Genomic DNA, 14,478 nt, shown 5'->3' on the forward strand with positions numbered 1-14,478 from the left:
TGTCGGCGGGCTGTCGTATGTCTGTCGTACGTTTGTCGGTCGGCTGTCGGTGCTTTGTCAGTGGCGCCTGATCCCATGGGGGGCATGACGCGAAACGACAACAAGCCCAACGCCGTGGAGGTACGGGGGCTGGTCAAGCACTACGGCGAGACCAAGGCCCTCGACGGTGTCGACCTGGACGTACGGGAGGGCACGGTCCTCGGGGTCCTCGGCCCCAACGGCGCCGGCAAGACCACGCTCGTCCGCTGCCTCTCCACCCTGATCGTCCCGGACTCCGGGACGGCGACCGTCGCCGGCTTCGACGTGGTCCGCCAGCCGCGGCAGCTGCGCCGCACCATCGGCCTCACGGGCCAGTACGCCTCGGTCGACGAGAAGCTCTCCGGCTGGGAGAACCTGTACATGATCGGGCGGCTGCTCGATCTCTCCCGCAAGGACTCCCGCCGCCGCGCGGACGAGATGCTGGAGCGGTTCTCGCTGACCGAGGCGGCCAAGAAGGCCGTCATGAACTACTCCGGCGGTATGCGCCGCCGGCTCGACCTCGCCGCCTCCCTGATCGGCAACCCGGCCGTGCTGTACCTGGACGAGCCGACCACCGGTCTCGACCCCCGCACCCGCAACGAGGTGTGGGACGAGGTCCAGCGCCTGGTCGCCGAGGGCGCCACCGTGCTGCTCACCACCCAGTACATGGAGGAGGCCGAGCAGCTGGCGAGCGAGCTGACGGTCATCGACCGCGGCAAGGTCATCGCCAACGGCAAGGTCGACGAGCTGAAGGCGCGCGTCGGCGGCCGCACGCTGAAGATCCGCCCCGTGGCCGAATCCGACCTGCCGGGCATGGCCCGCGCGCTGGCCGAGGCAGGACTGGACGGCGTGGCCGGCAGCCAGGCCGTCCCGGACGAGGGCGTGCTGCTGGTCCCGATCCTGAGCGACGAGCAGCTGACGGCCGTCGTGGGTCTGCTGGCCGCCCGCGGGTACGCCATCGCCGACCTCGGCACCTACCTGCCCAGCCTCGACGAGGTGTTCCTGGCCATCACCGGGCAGAAGCCCCTCTCCGTCGAGGACTCCGTTCCCACCGAGAAGACCGAGGAGGTCGCGGCATGAGCACCGTAACCACGACGAAGCCCGCTCCCACCGCGCCCGCCCCGGCCGCGGCCGCGGTGGCACACGGCGAGGGCCGGATCGGCCTGCGGGGCAACCTGCGGCACATCGGCGCCCTGGTGCGCCGCAACGCCCTGCAGATCAAGCAGGATCCCGAGTCGATGTTCGACGTCGTGTTCATGCCGATCATCTTCACGCTGCTGTTCGTGTTCGTCTTCGGCGGCGCGATCTCCGGCAAGGGGAACCAGGCGGACTACGTCAACTACGTGGTCCCGGGCCTCATGGCGATGATGGGCATGAACATCGCCATGGGTGTCGGCACCGGGGTCAACGACGACTTCAAGAAGGGCGTGATGGACCGGTTCCGGTCCATGCCCATCGCCCGGTCGTCGGTGCTCATCGCCAAGATCGTCGTCGAGCTCGGCCGGATGATGGTGGCCATCGCCATCCTGCTCGCCGTGGGCTTCCTGCTCGGCCTGTCCATCAAGGGTCCGGTCGTGGGCCTGTTCCTCGCCATCGGGCTGTCGGCCGTCTTCGGCGCCTCGCTGATGTGGATCTTCGTCCTGCTCGGCCTCTCCCTCAAGACCCCGCAGGCCGTCCAGGGCATGGCGATGATGGTCCTGATGCCGCTGCAGTTCGGCAGCTCGATCTTCGCCCCGCCGACCACGATGCCGGGCTGGCTGCAGTCCTTCACGGACTACAACCCGCTGTCGAACCTGGCGGACGCCGCCCGTGCGCTGATCAACGGCACCCCGGTCGGCGACTCGGTGTGGATGACCCTGATCTGGTCGCTGGCCATCACCGCGGTCACCATGCCGCTCGCGGTCCGGAAGTTCCGCCAGAAGACCTGATCCGCGGACCGATCCGTTCGGATCGCGTCCCGGACGGGCTCGGGCCGGGGGCCGGATCAGACGAGGGCGGTGGCCTCCTCCAGGGAGAGGCCGCCGCCTTCGGCGTACGCCTTCTCGTAGACGGCGTCGCCCAGCGCCGCCCGGGCCAGCTGCTGCGCCCGGGCGTAGTCCTCCCGTTCCGTCGTCACCGGGAAGTGCGCCGGCGGCAGCAGCGCCCGGTAGGCGCCCAGCAGCCGGGCCGCGTCGTACTCCCGGTGCGGGCCGCCGAGCGAGACCAGCGAGAGGGCCGCCGTCAGCAGGTAGACCGCCGGCATCTGCGGGGCCACCATCCGAGCCATCGGGTCCATGGCGGTGCCCATGGCCTGGCGCAGCCGGCCGAGCGCCTCCTCGTACAGCCCCTGCTGGTTGTCCAGCCAGGCCATCGTGCCGAGCAGGAAGCCGTCGAAGATGGCGAACGCGCCGAAGGCGAACTCGTCCCGCAGGAGCTGCAGCTGGCCGTACGCCTCGGAGATCCGGCCCGTGCGGCCGAGGATGCCCGCGAGGAACATCCGGGCGGCGGGCATGGCCTCGTTGCCGAACCGCTGCACCGTCGCGGTGATCTCGGTGAGGATCTGCTCGGCCTCCTCGATCCGGCCGGCCTCGGTCAGCGTCCCGGCCATCCGGACGCGCAGCACCGTCACCTGGGCCTTGGCGCCGAGGCGTTCGGCATAGGCGATCGCCTCCTCGTAGTCGCGGGCGGCCAGGGCGTACTCGCCGCGTTTCTCCCGGGCCTCGGCGCGGGCGGACAGCGCCTCGGCGCAGCCCCAGGCGTCGCCGAGTTCACGGAACAGCGAGAGGCTCTCGTCGGCGTCGCGCGAGGCGTCGCCGGCCCAGTCGGCCCGGTTGGCGAGGATGTTGGCGCGCAGCTGGAGGCCGGAGGCCAGTTCCCAGCGGTAGCCGAGCTCGCGGGCGGTCGCGACGGTCGCGTCGACGACCTCCCTGAGCAGCCCGGGGTCACCGACGATCATGACCGCGTAGATCCACAGGGAGGCGGGGGTCCGGCAGGTCTGCGGCATCCCGGGCCGGTAGGCCGCGAGGACCCCGTCGATCAGGGCGCGGACCGAGGGGGTGTTCCAGGTCTCGTTGGTCTGGTCGCGGGCGGCCAGCAGGACCAGGTTGACGGCGCGCCAGGCCTCGGTGAGCGTTTCGCCGGAGTAGGGCGGTGGAGAGTCGAGGAGCCGTTCGTAGACGGGCTCGGCGGCGGTGTAGGGCGGCTCGAAGGGGTTGGGGCCGAGGGCCGCGGTGGCCTCGGCCCAGTGCCGGGACTCGGAGCGCAGGTCGTGCATGTGCCAGTACCAGCCCAGCGCGTGGACGAGGCACAGGGCCTCGTCGGCGTCGCGGACGGCGACGGCCCGGCGCAGGGCGGTACGCAGGTTCTCGTACTCGGTGGCGAGCCGGTCGGCGGCCGCCCGCTGGCCGTGGCCGCGCAGCAGCGGCTCGGTGGTGCGGGCGAGCTCCCGGTAGTGGACGAGGTGGCGGTGCTCGGTGGCCTCGCGGTCGCCGTCGGCCTCGGCGAGGCGCTCGGCGGCGTACTCGCCGACCGTCTCCAGCAGGCGGTAGCGCATGCCGAGGCCCTCGGCTCCGGGGGTGGCCACGACGAGTGACTTGTCGACGAGGGAGCCGAGGACGTCGGCGGGATCGTACGAGGGGTCGCGGGCGGGGTCGGTGCAGACGGCCTCGGCGGCGGCGAGGTCGCAGCCGCCGGCGAAGACGGACAGCCGGCACAGGACGGTGCGTTCGGCCTCGTCGAGCAGGTCCCAGGACCAGTCGACCACGGCGCGCAGGGTCTGCTGGCGGGGCAGGACCGTGCGGGCGCCGCTGGTCAGGAGCCGGAAGCGGTCGTCGAGCCGGTCGGCGATCTGGCGCGGCGTGAGCAGCCGCAGCCGGGCGGCGGCCAGCTCGATGGCCAGCGGCAGACCGTCCAGGCGGCGGCAGATCTCGGCGGCCGCCGCCGGGTCCTCCTCGATGGTGAACCCGGCGCGGGCGGCGGCCCCGCGGTCGCCGAGCAGTTGCAGTGCGATGGGGTCGGGCAGTGGTTCCACCGGCCGCAGGGACTCTCCCGGGACGCCGAGGGGTTCGCGGCTGGTGGCCAGGATCCGGATGTCCGGGCAGTGCGTGAGGAGGCGTTCGGCGAGGGCGGCGGCCGCGCCGATGACGTGCTCGCAGTTGTCGAGCAGCAGCAGGAGCCGGCGCCGTGCGCAGTGCTCGGCGAGCCGGTCGAGGGGGTCGTCCGCGGCGCGTTCGGTGAAGGCGCGCAGTTCCTCGGCTGCGGCGCCGCGCAGCTTGGTCTCCCGGGCCCCGAGCGCGGCGAGGGTGGCTTCGGCGACGTCCTCCGGGTCGTCGACGGGGGCGAGCTCGACGAGCCAGACCCCGTCGGGCCAGGCACTCTCGTCCTGGGCCTCGGCGGCCTCCTGGGACAGCCGCGTCTTGCCGGCGCCGCCGGGCCCGAGGAGCGTGACGAGACGGGCCCGCGCGAGGTCGTCCCCGATGACGCGGATGTCGTCCTCGCGGCCGACGAAGGTGGTCAGGCGCGCCCGCAGATTTCCCTTGGACGCGGACGCGGGGGCGGGGGCGGACGCGGGGGCGGACGTCGGCGCGGGCACGGACGCGCCGGCGAAGGCCCCGTCCGCGACAGCGGCGGCAGCGGCGGGAGAGGCAGCGGCGGCGGTCGGCGGCTGTGCGTCCGGGGTCAGCAGCTCGGCGTGCAGGGCGCGCAGTTCCGGGCCCGGGTCCGTGCCCAGCCGGTCGGACAGCTCCCGGCGGAGGCTTTCGTACTCGGCCAGCGCCTCCGCGGGGCGGCCCGCGTCACGCAGGGCCCGGATGCGCAGGGCGTACAGCGGCTCGTCCAGCGGCAGCTGCGTGCACAACGCGTTCAGCTCCGGCAGGCACCGTTCCGCCTCACCCATCGCCAGGGCCGCCGCGAGCCGCCCCCGGCGCGCGTCCAGCCGTACGGCCTCCCAGCGCGCGGCCTCCGCGGCCGGGTCAGGCAGGTCGGCGAGGGCCGGCCCGCGCCACAGGGCGAGGGCCTCCTCGTACAGGGCAGCCGCCTCGGCCGGGTCCGACGCCCGGCCTCCGGCCCGGGCCAGCCTCTCGAAGCGGTACAGGTCGACGTCCTCGCGTTCGGCGGCCAGCTGGTAGCCACCCTCCGCGGAACGCACGGCCGGGTGTCCGAGCGCCCGGCGCAGCCGCGCGACCAGCGCCTGCAGGGCCGCCACCGCATCGGCCGGCGGATGGCCGTCCCACACCTCGGCGACGAGCAGCGGGGCGGGCACCACCCGCCCCGGACGCAGCGCGAGGGCGGTCAGCAGCGCCCGAAGGCGTGCTCCGCCGACGGCGACGGGGGTCCCGTCGTCGTGGGTGGCCTGGGCGGTTCCGAGGATCGCGTAACGCACCGGGCCATTCTCCCCGCACCCGGCACAGGACCCGCACCTTTTTCCCTGCGGCCTGCGGGATAGGTTTCCCGGCATGGGTCATCAGGGGAGCCGCAGCGAGCGGCGCATCAGTTCGGTATTCCTCGGCATTTTCGCGATCATGGCCGTCACGGGCTGGGCGGTGTGGACGGGGTACGCGGCGAGCCCCGGACTCGCCGTGTTCCTCTTCGTGACGTCGGCGTGGATCGTCTCCTTGTGCCTGCACGAGTACGCGCACGCCCGCACCGCCCTGCACGGCGGTGACCTCACGGTGGGCGCCAAGGGGTACCTGACACTGAATCCGCTCAAGTACACGCACGCGCTGCTCAGCATCGTGCTGCCGGTGATCTTCGTGATCCTGGGCGGCATCGGCCTGCCCGGCGGTGCGGTGTTCATCGAGCGGGGCCGGATCCAGGGCCGCTGGAAGCACAGCCTCATCTCGGCGGCGGGCCCGCTGACCAACGTGGCCTTCGCCCTGGTGTGCACGGCCCCGTTCTGGCTGGACGCACTCGACGGGGTGCCCCTCGCGTTCCGCTACGCGCTCGCCTTCCTGGCCCTGCTGCAGGTCTCGGCGGCGATCCTGAACTTCCTGCCGGTACCGGGCCTGGACGGCTACGGGGTCATCGAGCCCTGGCTGTCGTACCGGGTGCGCCGCGAAATGGAGCCGCTGGCGCAGTTCGGCCTGCTGGCCGTGTTCGCCCTGCTGTGGATCCCGGGGGTCAACGCGTTCTTCTTCGGCGTGGTGGACGGCCTGACGTCGGCGCTCGGCGTCTCGGATCTGGAGACGTACTGCGGCCGCGACCTCTACAGCTTCTGGCGGGAATCCGACGGCATCTGCGCCGTCCCCCAGGACTGACGGGGCCGAAGCCGTGCGGAGGCGGCCTAGCCGGCCTGGCGCGCGGCGGAGGCCTTCTCGGCCTTCGCCTTGCGCAGGTAGTACCAGGCCATGTTGGACGTGAGGCCGGCCAGCAGCACCCAGACGATCCCGAGGAAGCTGCCCTCGACGAAGGCGACGACGGCCGCCGCCACCGCACAGACGCAGACGACGATGGCGAAAACGGCAAGGCGGGGCATGGGAAGAGCTCCTCGGAAACACTGAACGGCGTCGAGCCCCTCCAGTGTCCCCCATGCCCCGCAGTGCTGCCGTAAGGGCGTCCGCGATCGCATCCGGCTCGTTTCCGGCTTCACCTGATCTCCCCCACCCCGTGGCGTTAGGTTCGGCGGGTACACGCCGTATTCCACGCGTGACAGAACGAACAGCCCGGTCTGCTCGGCCCGCGACGGACGACGCCGGGCGAGTGGGGGAGCACGTATGCAGGAGATCTCCAAGGGCGCGAACGTCAGCCTGACCGCCCTCAGCGAGGACGCCGGGGCGGTCGTCGTGAGCCTGGGCTGGACCAGCGCCACCGGAGAGGGCGATGCCGACGTCTCCGTCCTGCTCCTGGACGAGAACGGCAAGATCCGCAGCGAGAACGACTTCTACTTCTACAACCACCCCGCCGCCGCGGACGGAAGCGTCCAGCTCCTCGGCAAGACGCCGACCTCGAACGGCGACGAGGACCGCATCAGCGTGGACCTCACCGCGGTCCCCGAGGACGTGGCGCGGATCGTCGTGGCGGCCAGCCAGTACGGCGGCGCGCGCTTCGGAGACCTCGACGATCTGCGGATGACGGTCTCGGACCGGACGGGGGAACCGCTCGTCGGGTATTCCATCGAGGACGCGGGCGTGGAGACGGCCTTCATCTTCGGTGAGCTGTACCGGCGCGGCGAGGAGTGGAAGTTCCGCGCCGTGGGACAGGGGTACGAGACCGGCCTCGCCGGGCTGGCCACGGACTTCGGCATCGACGTACTGGAGGACAGCGAGTCGGCGGCGACAGCGCCGGAAGCCGTGACCGCCGCCGTGACCGCGCCGCCGGAGGAGGGCGGAGCGAGCGTCGCCCCGGCCGAGGCGACGGCGACGGCGACGGCGACGGCCGACCCGACTGCGCCCGAGGCCACTGCGGCGACCGAGGCAGCGGTGGCGAGCGCCACCGTCCCCGCCCAGACCCGCGGCCGCGCACCCCGCACGACGAAGAAGAAGGTCACCCTGCCCAAGGTGGCCAAGAAGTCCCTCGCCGAGAACGACACCTGGCGCACCGCGCGGCTCTTCCCCGTGCCGTCCCTCAAGAGCGACAAGGAGCGCGAGGTCCGGGCGACCTCCGTACTGCTCTCCGTCATGGCGGAGGTGCCCGAGCTGGGCCGCCGACTCACCGCGGGATTCGGGGCACCCGCCGGCCGGATGCAGACCTTCACCGAGGTTCCCCTCCCCCACGGCGACACCCCGAAGCGGCCGGACGGGGTGATCCGGGTGGAACGCGCGGGCAAGCTGTGGACGGCCCTCGTGGAGACGAAGACGCACGGCAATCCGCTCAAGGACGAGCAGGTCCAGCAGTACATGGACATCGCCGCGCGCCGCGGCTACGAGGCGGTGATCACGCTCTCCAACGACGTGGCACTGGACGGCTCGCCCGTGGTGGACGTCAAGATCGACGGGCGGCGCAAGCACAAGGTCAGCCTCTGGCACCTGTCCTGGGCCGAGGTGGCCCACCAGGCCCAGATGCTGATCCGCCACGAGGGCGTCGGCAACGCCGCCCACGCCTGGCTCCTCCAGGAGCTCCTGGAGTACCTCCAGCACGAGAACTCGGGCTGCCACGGATTCCAGAACATGGGCCCCGCCTGGGTGCCCGTGCGCAAGGGCATCGAGGACGAGACCATCAGCCCCGACGACGAACGCGCCGTCGATGTCGTCGAGAGCTGGGAGCGGTTGATCCGCCAGGTCTGCCTGCGCCTCGGCGGCGAGTTGGGGCAGAAGGCCCTGCCCGTGCAGCGCACCCGGCGCGACAGCGATCCGCAGGCCCGCCGGACCGCGGCGGCCGCAGGGCTGTGCACCGACGGGAAGCTCTCCGCCGAACTGCGCATCGACGGAACGAGTTCCGTCATCGCCGTCACCGCGGACCTGCGGACGGGCAAGGTCCGGGCCTCCGTGGACATCCCGGCCCCGGAGGGCTCGTATCCGCTGGCCACGACGAAGCGGCTGCTGCGGGCGCTTGCCGAAGCACCCGCGGACCTGCACGTCCAGACTCTGGTGGAGGGCGAGAACGGGCCTCGCGGCACCCTGGAGCGGCTGCGCCCCGAGCCCGGCGATCTGCTGCCCAAGGACGGGGCCGCGCCGACCGGGTTCCGGCTGTCGCTGATCAAGGGGATGGGGAACACCCGGGGTAACACGGAGTCCGGTTTCATCCGAGGCGTCGACGCCGCGGTCGACCGCTTCTACCACGGTGTGGTGGCCCATCTGGGCGCCTTCGAGGCGCGCGGCGGCCGCCGCTGAGCTCGTTCCCGGCGGTCCGGTTCTGCGGACCGGGCCGCCGGGTGGGGTGTCGGGGCGGGGTCAGAGGTCCGTGACGCGCAGGCCCGCGTGGGCCTTGTAGCGGCGGTTGGTGGAGATGAGGTTGGCCACCAGGGACTCGACCTGGTGGGCGTTGCGCAGGCGGCCGGCGAAGACGCCGCGCATGCCCGGGATACGGGCGGCCAGGGCCTGGACGATGTCCGTGTCGGCGCGGACCTCGCCGAGCACCATCACGTCCGTGTCGATCTCGTCGATCGACTCGTCCTGGAGCAGGACCGCCGAGAGGTGGTGGAAGGCGGCGGTGACGCGGGAGTCCGGGAGCAGGGCGGCGGCCTGCTGGGCGGCGCTGCCCTCTTCGACCTGGAGGGCGTACGCGCCCTGCTTGTCAAAGCCGAGCGGGTTGACGCAGTCCACCACGAGCTTGCCCGCGAGGTCCTCGCGCAGCGCTTCGAGGGTCTTGGCGTGTCCCTCCCACGGCACGGCGATGATCACGATGTCGCTGCGGCGCGCGCACTCGGCGTTGTCCGCGCCCTCCACGCCCAGGCCCAGTTCCCCGGCCGCGGTCCGCGCGCGGTCGGCGGCGCGGGAGCCGATGATCACCTTCTGGCCGGCCCTGGCGAGCCGGTAGGCCAGGCCCCGGCCCTGGTCACCGGTGCCGCCGAGGACGCCGACGACGAGGCCGGACACGTCCGGCAGCTCCCACGGGTCCTTGACCGGCGGCTTCTGCGTGTTGTCTGAGGAAGTCATGGGGGCGAGAGTACTGCCGGGTAGCCCACAGTCGAAGGTGTGGAAGGCGGAAGTAACCGCTCCCCGTGTCCCCCGCATGGTGCAGGATGCCGACATGGACGCCGTGAGGGTCGCGCTGCTGCGCGAGGTGCTCGCCGGTACACAGTGGCCGGCCGCAGCGCGCCGCTTCGCCGGATCGCTGCGCCGGTCCGTCGCACCGGCCGGCGGGCAGCTGCTGCTGGTCGGGACCGAGGGCTACGAGCCCTGGCATCTGGCGGCGCACCTGGTGGACGAGGCCGCCTGGTCGGGCCGGCCGGAGCTGGCGCCCACCCTCGTACGCCACCACGTGCGGCCCGGGGAGCCGCCGCACCTGTCGGTGGGGCTGGGCAGGCTGGCGGCGGCCCGGCGCGGACACTCGCTGCTGGTGGTGGCCCCCGGGGCGCCGGGTGAGGGGCTGCTGGAGCGCGTCCACGACGCGCGGCGCGCGGGGGCGACCGTACTGGCCCTGGACGGCGGGGACCCGGATCTGGGCGCGCTGGCCCACGACGCGCTGTCGGTACCGGATCCGGTGCAGGACGACGGGCTGGACCTGGACACCGTGCAGCACCTGGTCAGCGCGGCGGCCGGGGAGAACACCCTGCCGGTGCGGCGCGGACCGGGCGGGTTCCGGGACCGGCTGGCGCGGCTGGCCGACCACCTGACCGCGCCGCCGCCCAGCCGCTGGTAGGGCCTAGGGGGTGCCCGTTCCGGTGGTGCCCGCTTCGTCCTCGCGGGTCTTGTCGTTCCACTTCGGGTCGTTCTGCCATTCGAGGTTGCGTTCCTGCGCCGTCTCCATGGCGTGGTTCGCCTCCTCGGGGGTCGCGTACGGCCCGAACCGGTCCTTGGCCGGACAGTCGGGGCCTTCCTCGACCTTCTTGTGGACCAGGCAGTAGTACCACTCGCCCGGTTTGCCCACCTGGCGCTTCTTGAACAGGGCCATCGTCGTCGGGCTCCTCTCATACCTCTCTCTCGCCATGCTGCCCCATCACCGCTGGATACACTCGCTCGCATGTCTGGCCAGTCGCTGCTCGTACCAGGCGAGCTCTCTCCCGTCCGTTCCGTTCCCGGAAACATCCGCCGGCCCGAGTACGTGGGCAAGCCGGCGCCCACTCCGTACACCGGACCGGAGGTGCAGTCGGCCGAGACCATCGAGGCCATGCGCATCGCCGGCCGGATCGCCGCCCAGGCGATGGAAGAGGCCGCGAAGCTGATCGCGCCGGGGGTGACCACCGACGAGCTCGACAAGGTCGCCCACGCGTACATGTGCGACCACGGGGCCTACCCCTCGACGCTGGGATACCGGGGCTTCCCGAAGTCGCTGTGCTCCTCCGTGAACGAGGTCATCTGCCACGGCATCCCCGATTCCACCGTCCTGCGCGACGGTGACATCGTGAACCTCGACGTGACCGCGTACATCGGCGGCGTGCACGGCGACAACAACGCGACCTACCTGTGCGGGGAGGTGGACGAGGAGTCGCGGCTGCTGGTGGAACGCACCCGGGAAGCACTGAACCGGGCCATCAAGGCCGTCAAGCCGGGCCGCCAGATCAACATCATCGGCCGGGTCATCGAGTCGTACGCGAAGCGCTTCGGCTACGGCGTGGTCCGGGACTTCACCGGCCACGGCATCAACTCGTCGTTCCACTCGGGCCTGATCGTCCCGCACTACGACAGCCCGCACGCCACCACCGTCATCGAGCCCGGCATGACCTTCACGATCGAGCCGATGCTGACGCTGGGCACCCACGAGTACGACATGTGGGAGGACGGCTGGACGGTCGTCACCAAGGACCGCAAGCGGACCGCACAGTTCGAGCACACGCTGGTGGTCACGGACTCGGGCGCGGAGATCCTGACCCTCCCGTAGGCCCTTCCCTTCGCCGGTACGCGACCGGGCCCGGTGCACCTGTGCGCCGGGCCCGGCCCTGTTTCCGTGATTTCCGTGGTTCTCGGGGTTCTCGTGGTTCTCGTGGTTCCGCCGGCTCCCCCGAGGGGCTACGCGCTGAGCGGGAACTGCTCGCCCAGCTCCCTGAACACCGCCCCGTTGAAGTCGAAGGCGCGCTTGCACTCGTCGATGATGCGCTGCTTCTCCAGGTCGTCCGCCGCTATGGCGTCCAGCAGCTCGCGGTAGGTCCGCTTGAAGGCCGCCGGGTTGGAGATGTCCGCGAAGACGTAGAACCGGACGCCGTCGCCCTTGCGCTCGAAGCCCCAGGTGCGCTCGGCCTTGTCGCGGATGATCTGGCCGCCGGAGAGGTCGCCCAGGTAGCGGGTGTAGTGGTGCGCCACGTACCCGCCCGGCCACTCGGCGGCGCACTGGGCCACCCGGTCGGCGTACGCGCGCGTCGCGGGCAGGGCCACCACGCTCTCGCGCCAGTCCGGGCCCACCAGGTGGGCGAGGTCGCGCTCGATCTCGGCGACGCGCATGAGCTCGGGCTGGATGAACGGGCCCGCCACCGGGTCGTCCTTGAGGGATTCGGCCGCGTCCTCCAGGGCCCGGTACACGAACCACAGCTGTTCGGTGTAGCGCGTGTACGCGTCCACGCCGAGCCGTCCTCCCAGCAGATCGCTCATGAAGGTCGACGTCTCGGCCTCGGTGTGCTGCTCGTGCGAGGCGACGCGGATGACCGTAGAGAAGGCGTCCAAGACGGACCTCCAGGAAGAGGAAACAGGCGTGACGGCATCACCGTCACGCCCGATCCTCCTACTTAGGTTTGCCTAAGTCAATGAGTTGCCGACGCCTTGTCGGTAAAAAATCCGGGGCGGGAGACCCGCGGGACACACAGAGGTGCGGTTCAGATCCCGTCCGGGGTCGGGGCCGGAGCGAAGCGGACGCGGCCGCCGATCTCCACGGTGCCGTCCGGGCCGGGAGCGGTGAGGATCTGGGAGCCCGCGCCCTGGGTGATGTTCAGGGCCCGGTTCAGCTGGGCCGTCAGCAGGATCGCCGCCGAGCCGGTGGCCTCGTCCTCGGTGATGATCCCGTCGGGGCGGCGCGGAAAACCCCGGGCCCGTACGCGGCCCGCGGACTCGTCCTCCCAGGCCCAGGCGTACAGCCAGCCCTCGCCGGGCGGCGGGGAGGGCAGCGCCTCGACCTCGGCGACGGACCCGTACTGCTCGGTGCGCTTGCCCTCGACCCACTCGGGGCGGGCCGTGATCCAGGTGAACTCCCCGTCGTCACGGGCCCATACGGATCCGGCGGGCGGCTGGAGCTCCTCCACGTCCAGCAGCCACGCAGCCCCGACCAGCGGATGCCCCGCGAAGGACAGGCGCGTGCCGGGGGTACGGATGTCGACGACCCCGCGCTCGGGGTCGTCGACGAACACCGTTTCGCTGTAGCCGAGTTCGGCGGCCAGGGCCTGCCGCGACGCGTCGTCGGGGCAGGTCCGGCCGTCGCGTACGACACCGAGCAGGTTGCCGAAGCGGCCGTCACCCGCGCAGAAGACCTTCAGCACGTCCAGATCGTTCACGCGGGAATTCAAACACGGCTCAGACCTGGGACGTACGCCGCCTGCGCGCGAGGTACACCGCGCCCGCGCCGGCCGCGATCACCACGCCGGACGTGGTGAGCAGGGCCCCGGCCGGGACCCCGGCGCCGGTGTTGGCGAGGTTCCCGCCGACGGAGGAGCCGCCGGTGGAGGAGCCGCCGCCGACAGTGCCGCCCGTACCGCCGGTGGTGCCACCGGTCGTACCGCCCGTGGTGCCGCCCGTTCCGCCGGTGGTCCCGCCGTTCGAGCCGCCCGTCGAACCGCCGGTCGTGCCGCCGGTGCTGGGCAGGGTGGCGTCCTTGTCCACCGCCACGGCGAAGGTGAGCGGGTCGATCGCGTCGCCCGCCTTGTACAGGGAGCCGGTGGTGTCGTTGGCGAAGGCGGCCGCGCCCTCGGCGGTGAAGGCCGCCGGGACCGCGTTCAGCGCCAGGACGCCGTTCTTGGTCTTGTAGTCGGTCTTCGACAGGTCGAGCGTGGCGAAGCGCAGGCCCGTCTTGGTGCCGGAGGCGTTCTTGACGTCCACGTAGAGGGTGCCGGTCTTGCCGGTGGCCTCGACGCGGGGGCTGCCGAAGGTCATGTCGATGCCGTGGGCCGCGTACTGGAAGCGGAGGCTGCCCTGGAAGGAGGCGTTCAGCTTCTGCTTCTTGACGTCGAGGTCGCCCTTGCCGAAGGCGAAGTCGAAGGTGTCACCGTTCTTGGCGGCGCCGTCGGCCGGGGTGATCGACCCCGCGTTCAGCACGTACTTGCGGAAGGACTCCTTCACGCCCCACGTCAGCTTGCCGCTGAGCACCTTCTGCGTGTCGTCGGCCGGAGGCGTCGGGTTCTTGGTGGTGTTCGACGGGGTCGGCTCGGGCGCCGGCTTCTCGAACTCCAGCTTGGCGTTGAGCGGGTCGCCCGGCTTGTCCTTGTAGCTCGCGGAACCGAGGGCGTCCGCAGCCTCCTGGGTGAGCGTCGTCGCCAGGTTGGTCATCGACTGGCCGGTGAAGGCCACGGTGGCCATCGGCACGTCCTGGGTGGTCGTGCCGCCCTTGGTGACGTCCGCGGTGAGCTTCTTGGTACCGGTGTCGATACGGATGTCCGAGAGCTTGACCTCGAAGCCGTGGCCGGTCGGCGGCGCGGGCGAGGAGAAGGTGACGCTGCCCTTGAAGGCCGCCTTCACCACGTGCCCGTTGGCCGGCTCGTACGCGCCGGTCGGCTCGACGAACCGCAGGGTGCCGTCCTCGTTCTGCTTGGCCCCGTCCGCGACGGTGATGGTGCCCTTGGCCATGCCGGTCACGTAGGCGCGGTAGCTCGCGAGCACGCCCCAGTCGAGGGTGCCACCGGTGATCTTCATCGGATCGGTGGGCGGGCCGCCCGCGGCGGTGGCGGGCAGGGCGAACGCGGTGGCGCCGAGCGCCGCGGCGGTCAGGACCGCGGCCGCGAGGGAGATCGGGCGTCGGATGGACGACATG

The 14,478-nt window shown here is 71.9% G+C and carries 13 protein-coding genes; 6 read left to right on the forward strand and 7 right to left on the reverse strand.

Features of this window, described 5'->3' with window-relative positions; all coding sequences use genetic code 11:
• Positions 1-75 precede the first annotated feature (75 nt).
• Complete coding sequence (locus DEJ51_RS09535) at positions 76-1,098, forward strand: ATP-binding cassette domain-containing protein (protein WP_190620278.1); 1,023 nt, start codon at positions 76-78, stop codon at positions 1,096-1,098.
• Entirely contained in the window at positions 1,095-1,946 is an 852-nt protein-coding gene (locus DEJ51_RS09540) for an ABC transporter permease (RefSeq protein ID WP_150257207.1), read from the forward strand. Before DEJ51_RS09535 ends, DEJ51_RS09540 begins: the two co-directional genes overlap by 4 nt.
• 56 nt (positions 1,947-2,002) lie before the next feature.
• Here the strand turns inward: DEJ51_RS09540 and DEJ51_RS09545 are convergent, their stop codons facing one another.
• Positions 2,003-5,377: an AfsR/SARP family transcriptional regulator gene (locus DEJ51_RS09545; protein ID WP_150257208.1), complete on the reverse strand. Its 3,375-nt coding sequence runs from the start codon at positions 5,375-5,377 to the stop codon at positions 2,003-2,005.
• 73 nt (positions 5,378-5,450) lie between these two features.
• On the opposite strand from DEJ51_RS09545, the gene DEJ51_RS09550 reads away from it, so the two are divergent.
• Complete coding sequence (locus DEJ51_RS09550) at positions 5,451-6,251, forward strand: site-2 protease family protein (RefSeq protein WP_150257209.1); 801 nt, start codon at positions 5,451-5,453, stop codon at positions 6,249-6,251.
• A gap of 26 nt (positions 6,252-6,277) precedes the next feature.
• On the opposite strand, the gene DEJ51_RS09555 is transcribed toward DEJ51_RS09550, so the two are convergent.
• Positions 6,278-6,469, reverse strand: coding sequence for a hypothetical protein (locus tag DEJ51_RS09555; RefSeq protein ID WP_150257210.1), 192 nt, complete (start codon positions 6,467-6,469; stop codon positions 6,278-6,280).
• A 238-nt stretch (positions 6,470-6,707) separates the two neighbouring features.
• Between DEJ51_RS09555 and DEJ51_RS09560 the strand changes: the two genes are divergently transcribed.
• Positions 6,708-8,762 (forward strand): TerD family protein, encoded by a 2,055-nt coding sequence (locus tag DEJ51_RS09560; protein ID WP_190620282.1) that lies wholly within the window; start codon positions 6,708-6,710, stop codon positions 8,760-8,762.
• Between the two features lie 60 nt (positions 8,763-8,822).
• Here the strand turns inward: DEJ51_RS09560 and npdG are convergent, their stop codons facing one another.
• Positions 8,823-9,527: an NADPH-dependent F420 reductase gene (npdG, locus tag DEJ51_RS09565; protein ID WP_150257211.1), complete on the reverse strand. Its 705-nt coding sequence runs from the start codon at positions 9,525-9,527 to the stop codon at positions 8,823-8,825.
• A gap of 94 nt (positions 9,528-9,621) precedes the next feature.
• Here npdG and DEJ51_RS09570 point away from each other — a divergent pair, with 94 nt between their 5' ends.
• Positions 9,622-10,233 carry a hypothetical protein gene (locus DEJ51_RS09570; RefSeq protein WP_150257212.1) on the forward strand — a complete coding sequence of 204 codons (612 nt, stop codon included), beginning with the start codon at positions 9,622-9,624 and terminating at the stop codon, positions 10,231-10,233.
• 3 nt (positions 10,234-10,236) lie between these two features.
• Here DEJ51_RS09570 and DEJ51_RS09575 read toward each other — a convergent pair whose 3' ends face one another.
• A complete protein-coding gene (locus tag DEJ51_RS09575) occupies positions 10,237-10,485 on the reverse strand; it encodes a hypothetical protein (protein ID WP_150257213.1) in 249 nt (82 codons plus the stop codon).
• A 69-nt stretch (positions 10,486-10,554) separates the two neighbouring features.
• Between DEJ51_RS09575 and map the strand changes: the two genes are divergently transcribed.
• On the forward strand, positions 10,555-11,412 hold the full coding sequence (gene map, locus DEJ51_RS09580) for a type I methionyl aminopeptidase (RefSeq protein WP_150257214.1): 858 nt from the start codon (positions 10,555-10,557) through the stop codon (positions 11,410-11,412).
• 128 nt (positions 11,413-11,540) lie between these two features.
• On the opposite strand, the gene DEJ51_RS09585 is transcribed toward map, so the two are convergent.
• From DEJ51_RS09585 to DEJ51_RS09595, 3 genes are all read right to left on the reverse strand, one after another.
• Positions 11,541-12,188 carry a heme oxygenase (biliverdin-producing) gene (locus tag DEJ51_RS09585; protein WP_150257215.1) on the reverse strand — a complete coding sequence of 216 codons (648 nt, stop codon included), beginning with the start codon at positions 12,186-12,188 and terminating at the stop codon, positions 11,541-11,543.
• Between the two features lie 149 nt (positions 12,189-12,337).
• Entirely contained in the window at positions 12,338-13,009 is a 672-nt protein-coding gene (locus DEJ51_RS09590) for a PhzF family phenazine biosynthesis protein (RefSeq protein WP_150257216.1), read from the reverse strand.
• 19 nt (positions 13,010-13,028) lie between these two features.
• Positions 13,029-14,477, reverse strand: coding sequence for an HtaA domain-containing protein (locus tag DEJ51_RS09595; protein WP_150257217.1), 1,449 nt, complete (start codon positions 14,475-14,477; stop codon positions 13,029-13,031).
• Position 14,478 lies beyond the last annotated feature (1 nt).

Source organism: Streptomyces venezuelae, from assembly GCF_008642275.1.
GTDB classification, from domain to species: Bacteria; Actinomycetota; Actinomycetes; order Streptomycetales; family Streptomycetaceae; genus Streptomyces; species Streptomyces venezuelae_E.

What these genes read in the sequence shown, in the direction of transcription:
- map (WP_150257214.1), top strand. Translation starts at nt 10,555, where the DNA reads ATGTCTGGCCAGTCGCTGCTCGTACCAGGCGAGCTCTCTCCCGTCCGT.
- DEJ51_RS09535 (WP_190620278.1), top strand. Translation starts at nt 76, where the DNA reads ATGGGGGGCATGACGCGAAACGACAACAAGCCCAACGCCGTGGAGGTA.
- DEJ51_RS09555 (WP_150257210.1), bottom strand. Translation starts at nt 6,469, where the DNA reads ATGCCCCGCCTTGCCGTTTTCGCCATCGTCGTCTGCGTCTGTGCGGTG.
- DEJ51_RS09570 (WP_150257212.1), top strand. Translation starts at nt 9,622, where the DNA reads ATGGACGCCGTGAGGGTCGCGCTGCTGCGCGAGGTGCTCGCCGGTACA.
- npdG (WP_150257211.1), bottom strand. Translation starts at nt 9,527, where the DNA reads ATGACTTCCTCAGACAACACGCAGAAGCCGCCGGTCAAGGACCCGTGG.
- DEJ51_RS09550 (WP_150257209.1), top strand. Translation starts at nt 5,451, where the DNA reads ATGGGTCATCAGGGGAGCCGCAGCGAGCGGCGCATCAGTTCGGTATTC.
- DEJ51_RS09575 (WP_150257213.1), bottom strand. Translation starts at nt 10,485, where the DNA reads ATGGCCCTGTTCAAGAAGCGCCAGGTGGGCAAACCGGGCGAGTGGTAC.
- DEJ51_RS09595 (WP_150257217.1), bottom strand. Translation starts at nt 14,477, where the DNA reads ATGTCGTCCATCCGACGCCCGATCTCCCTCGCGGCCGCGGTCCTGACC.
- DEJ51_RS09540 (WP_150257207.1), top strand. Translation starts at nt 1,095, where the DNA reads ATGAGCACCGTAACCACGACGAAGCCCGCTCCCACCGCGCCCGCCCCG.
- DEJ51_RS09560 (WP_190620282.1), top strand. Translation starts at nt 6,708, where the DNA reads ATGCAGGAGATCTCCAAGGGCGCGAACGTCAGCCTGACCGCCCTCAGC.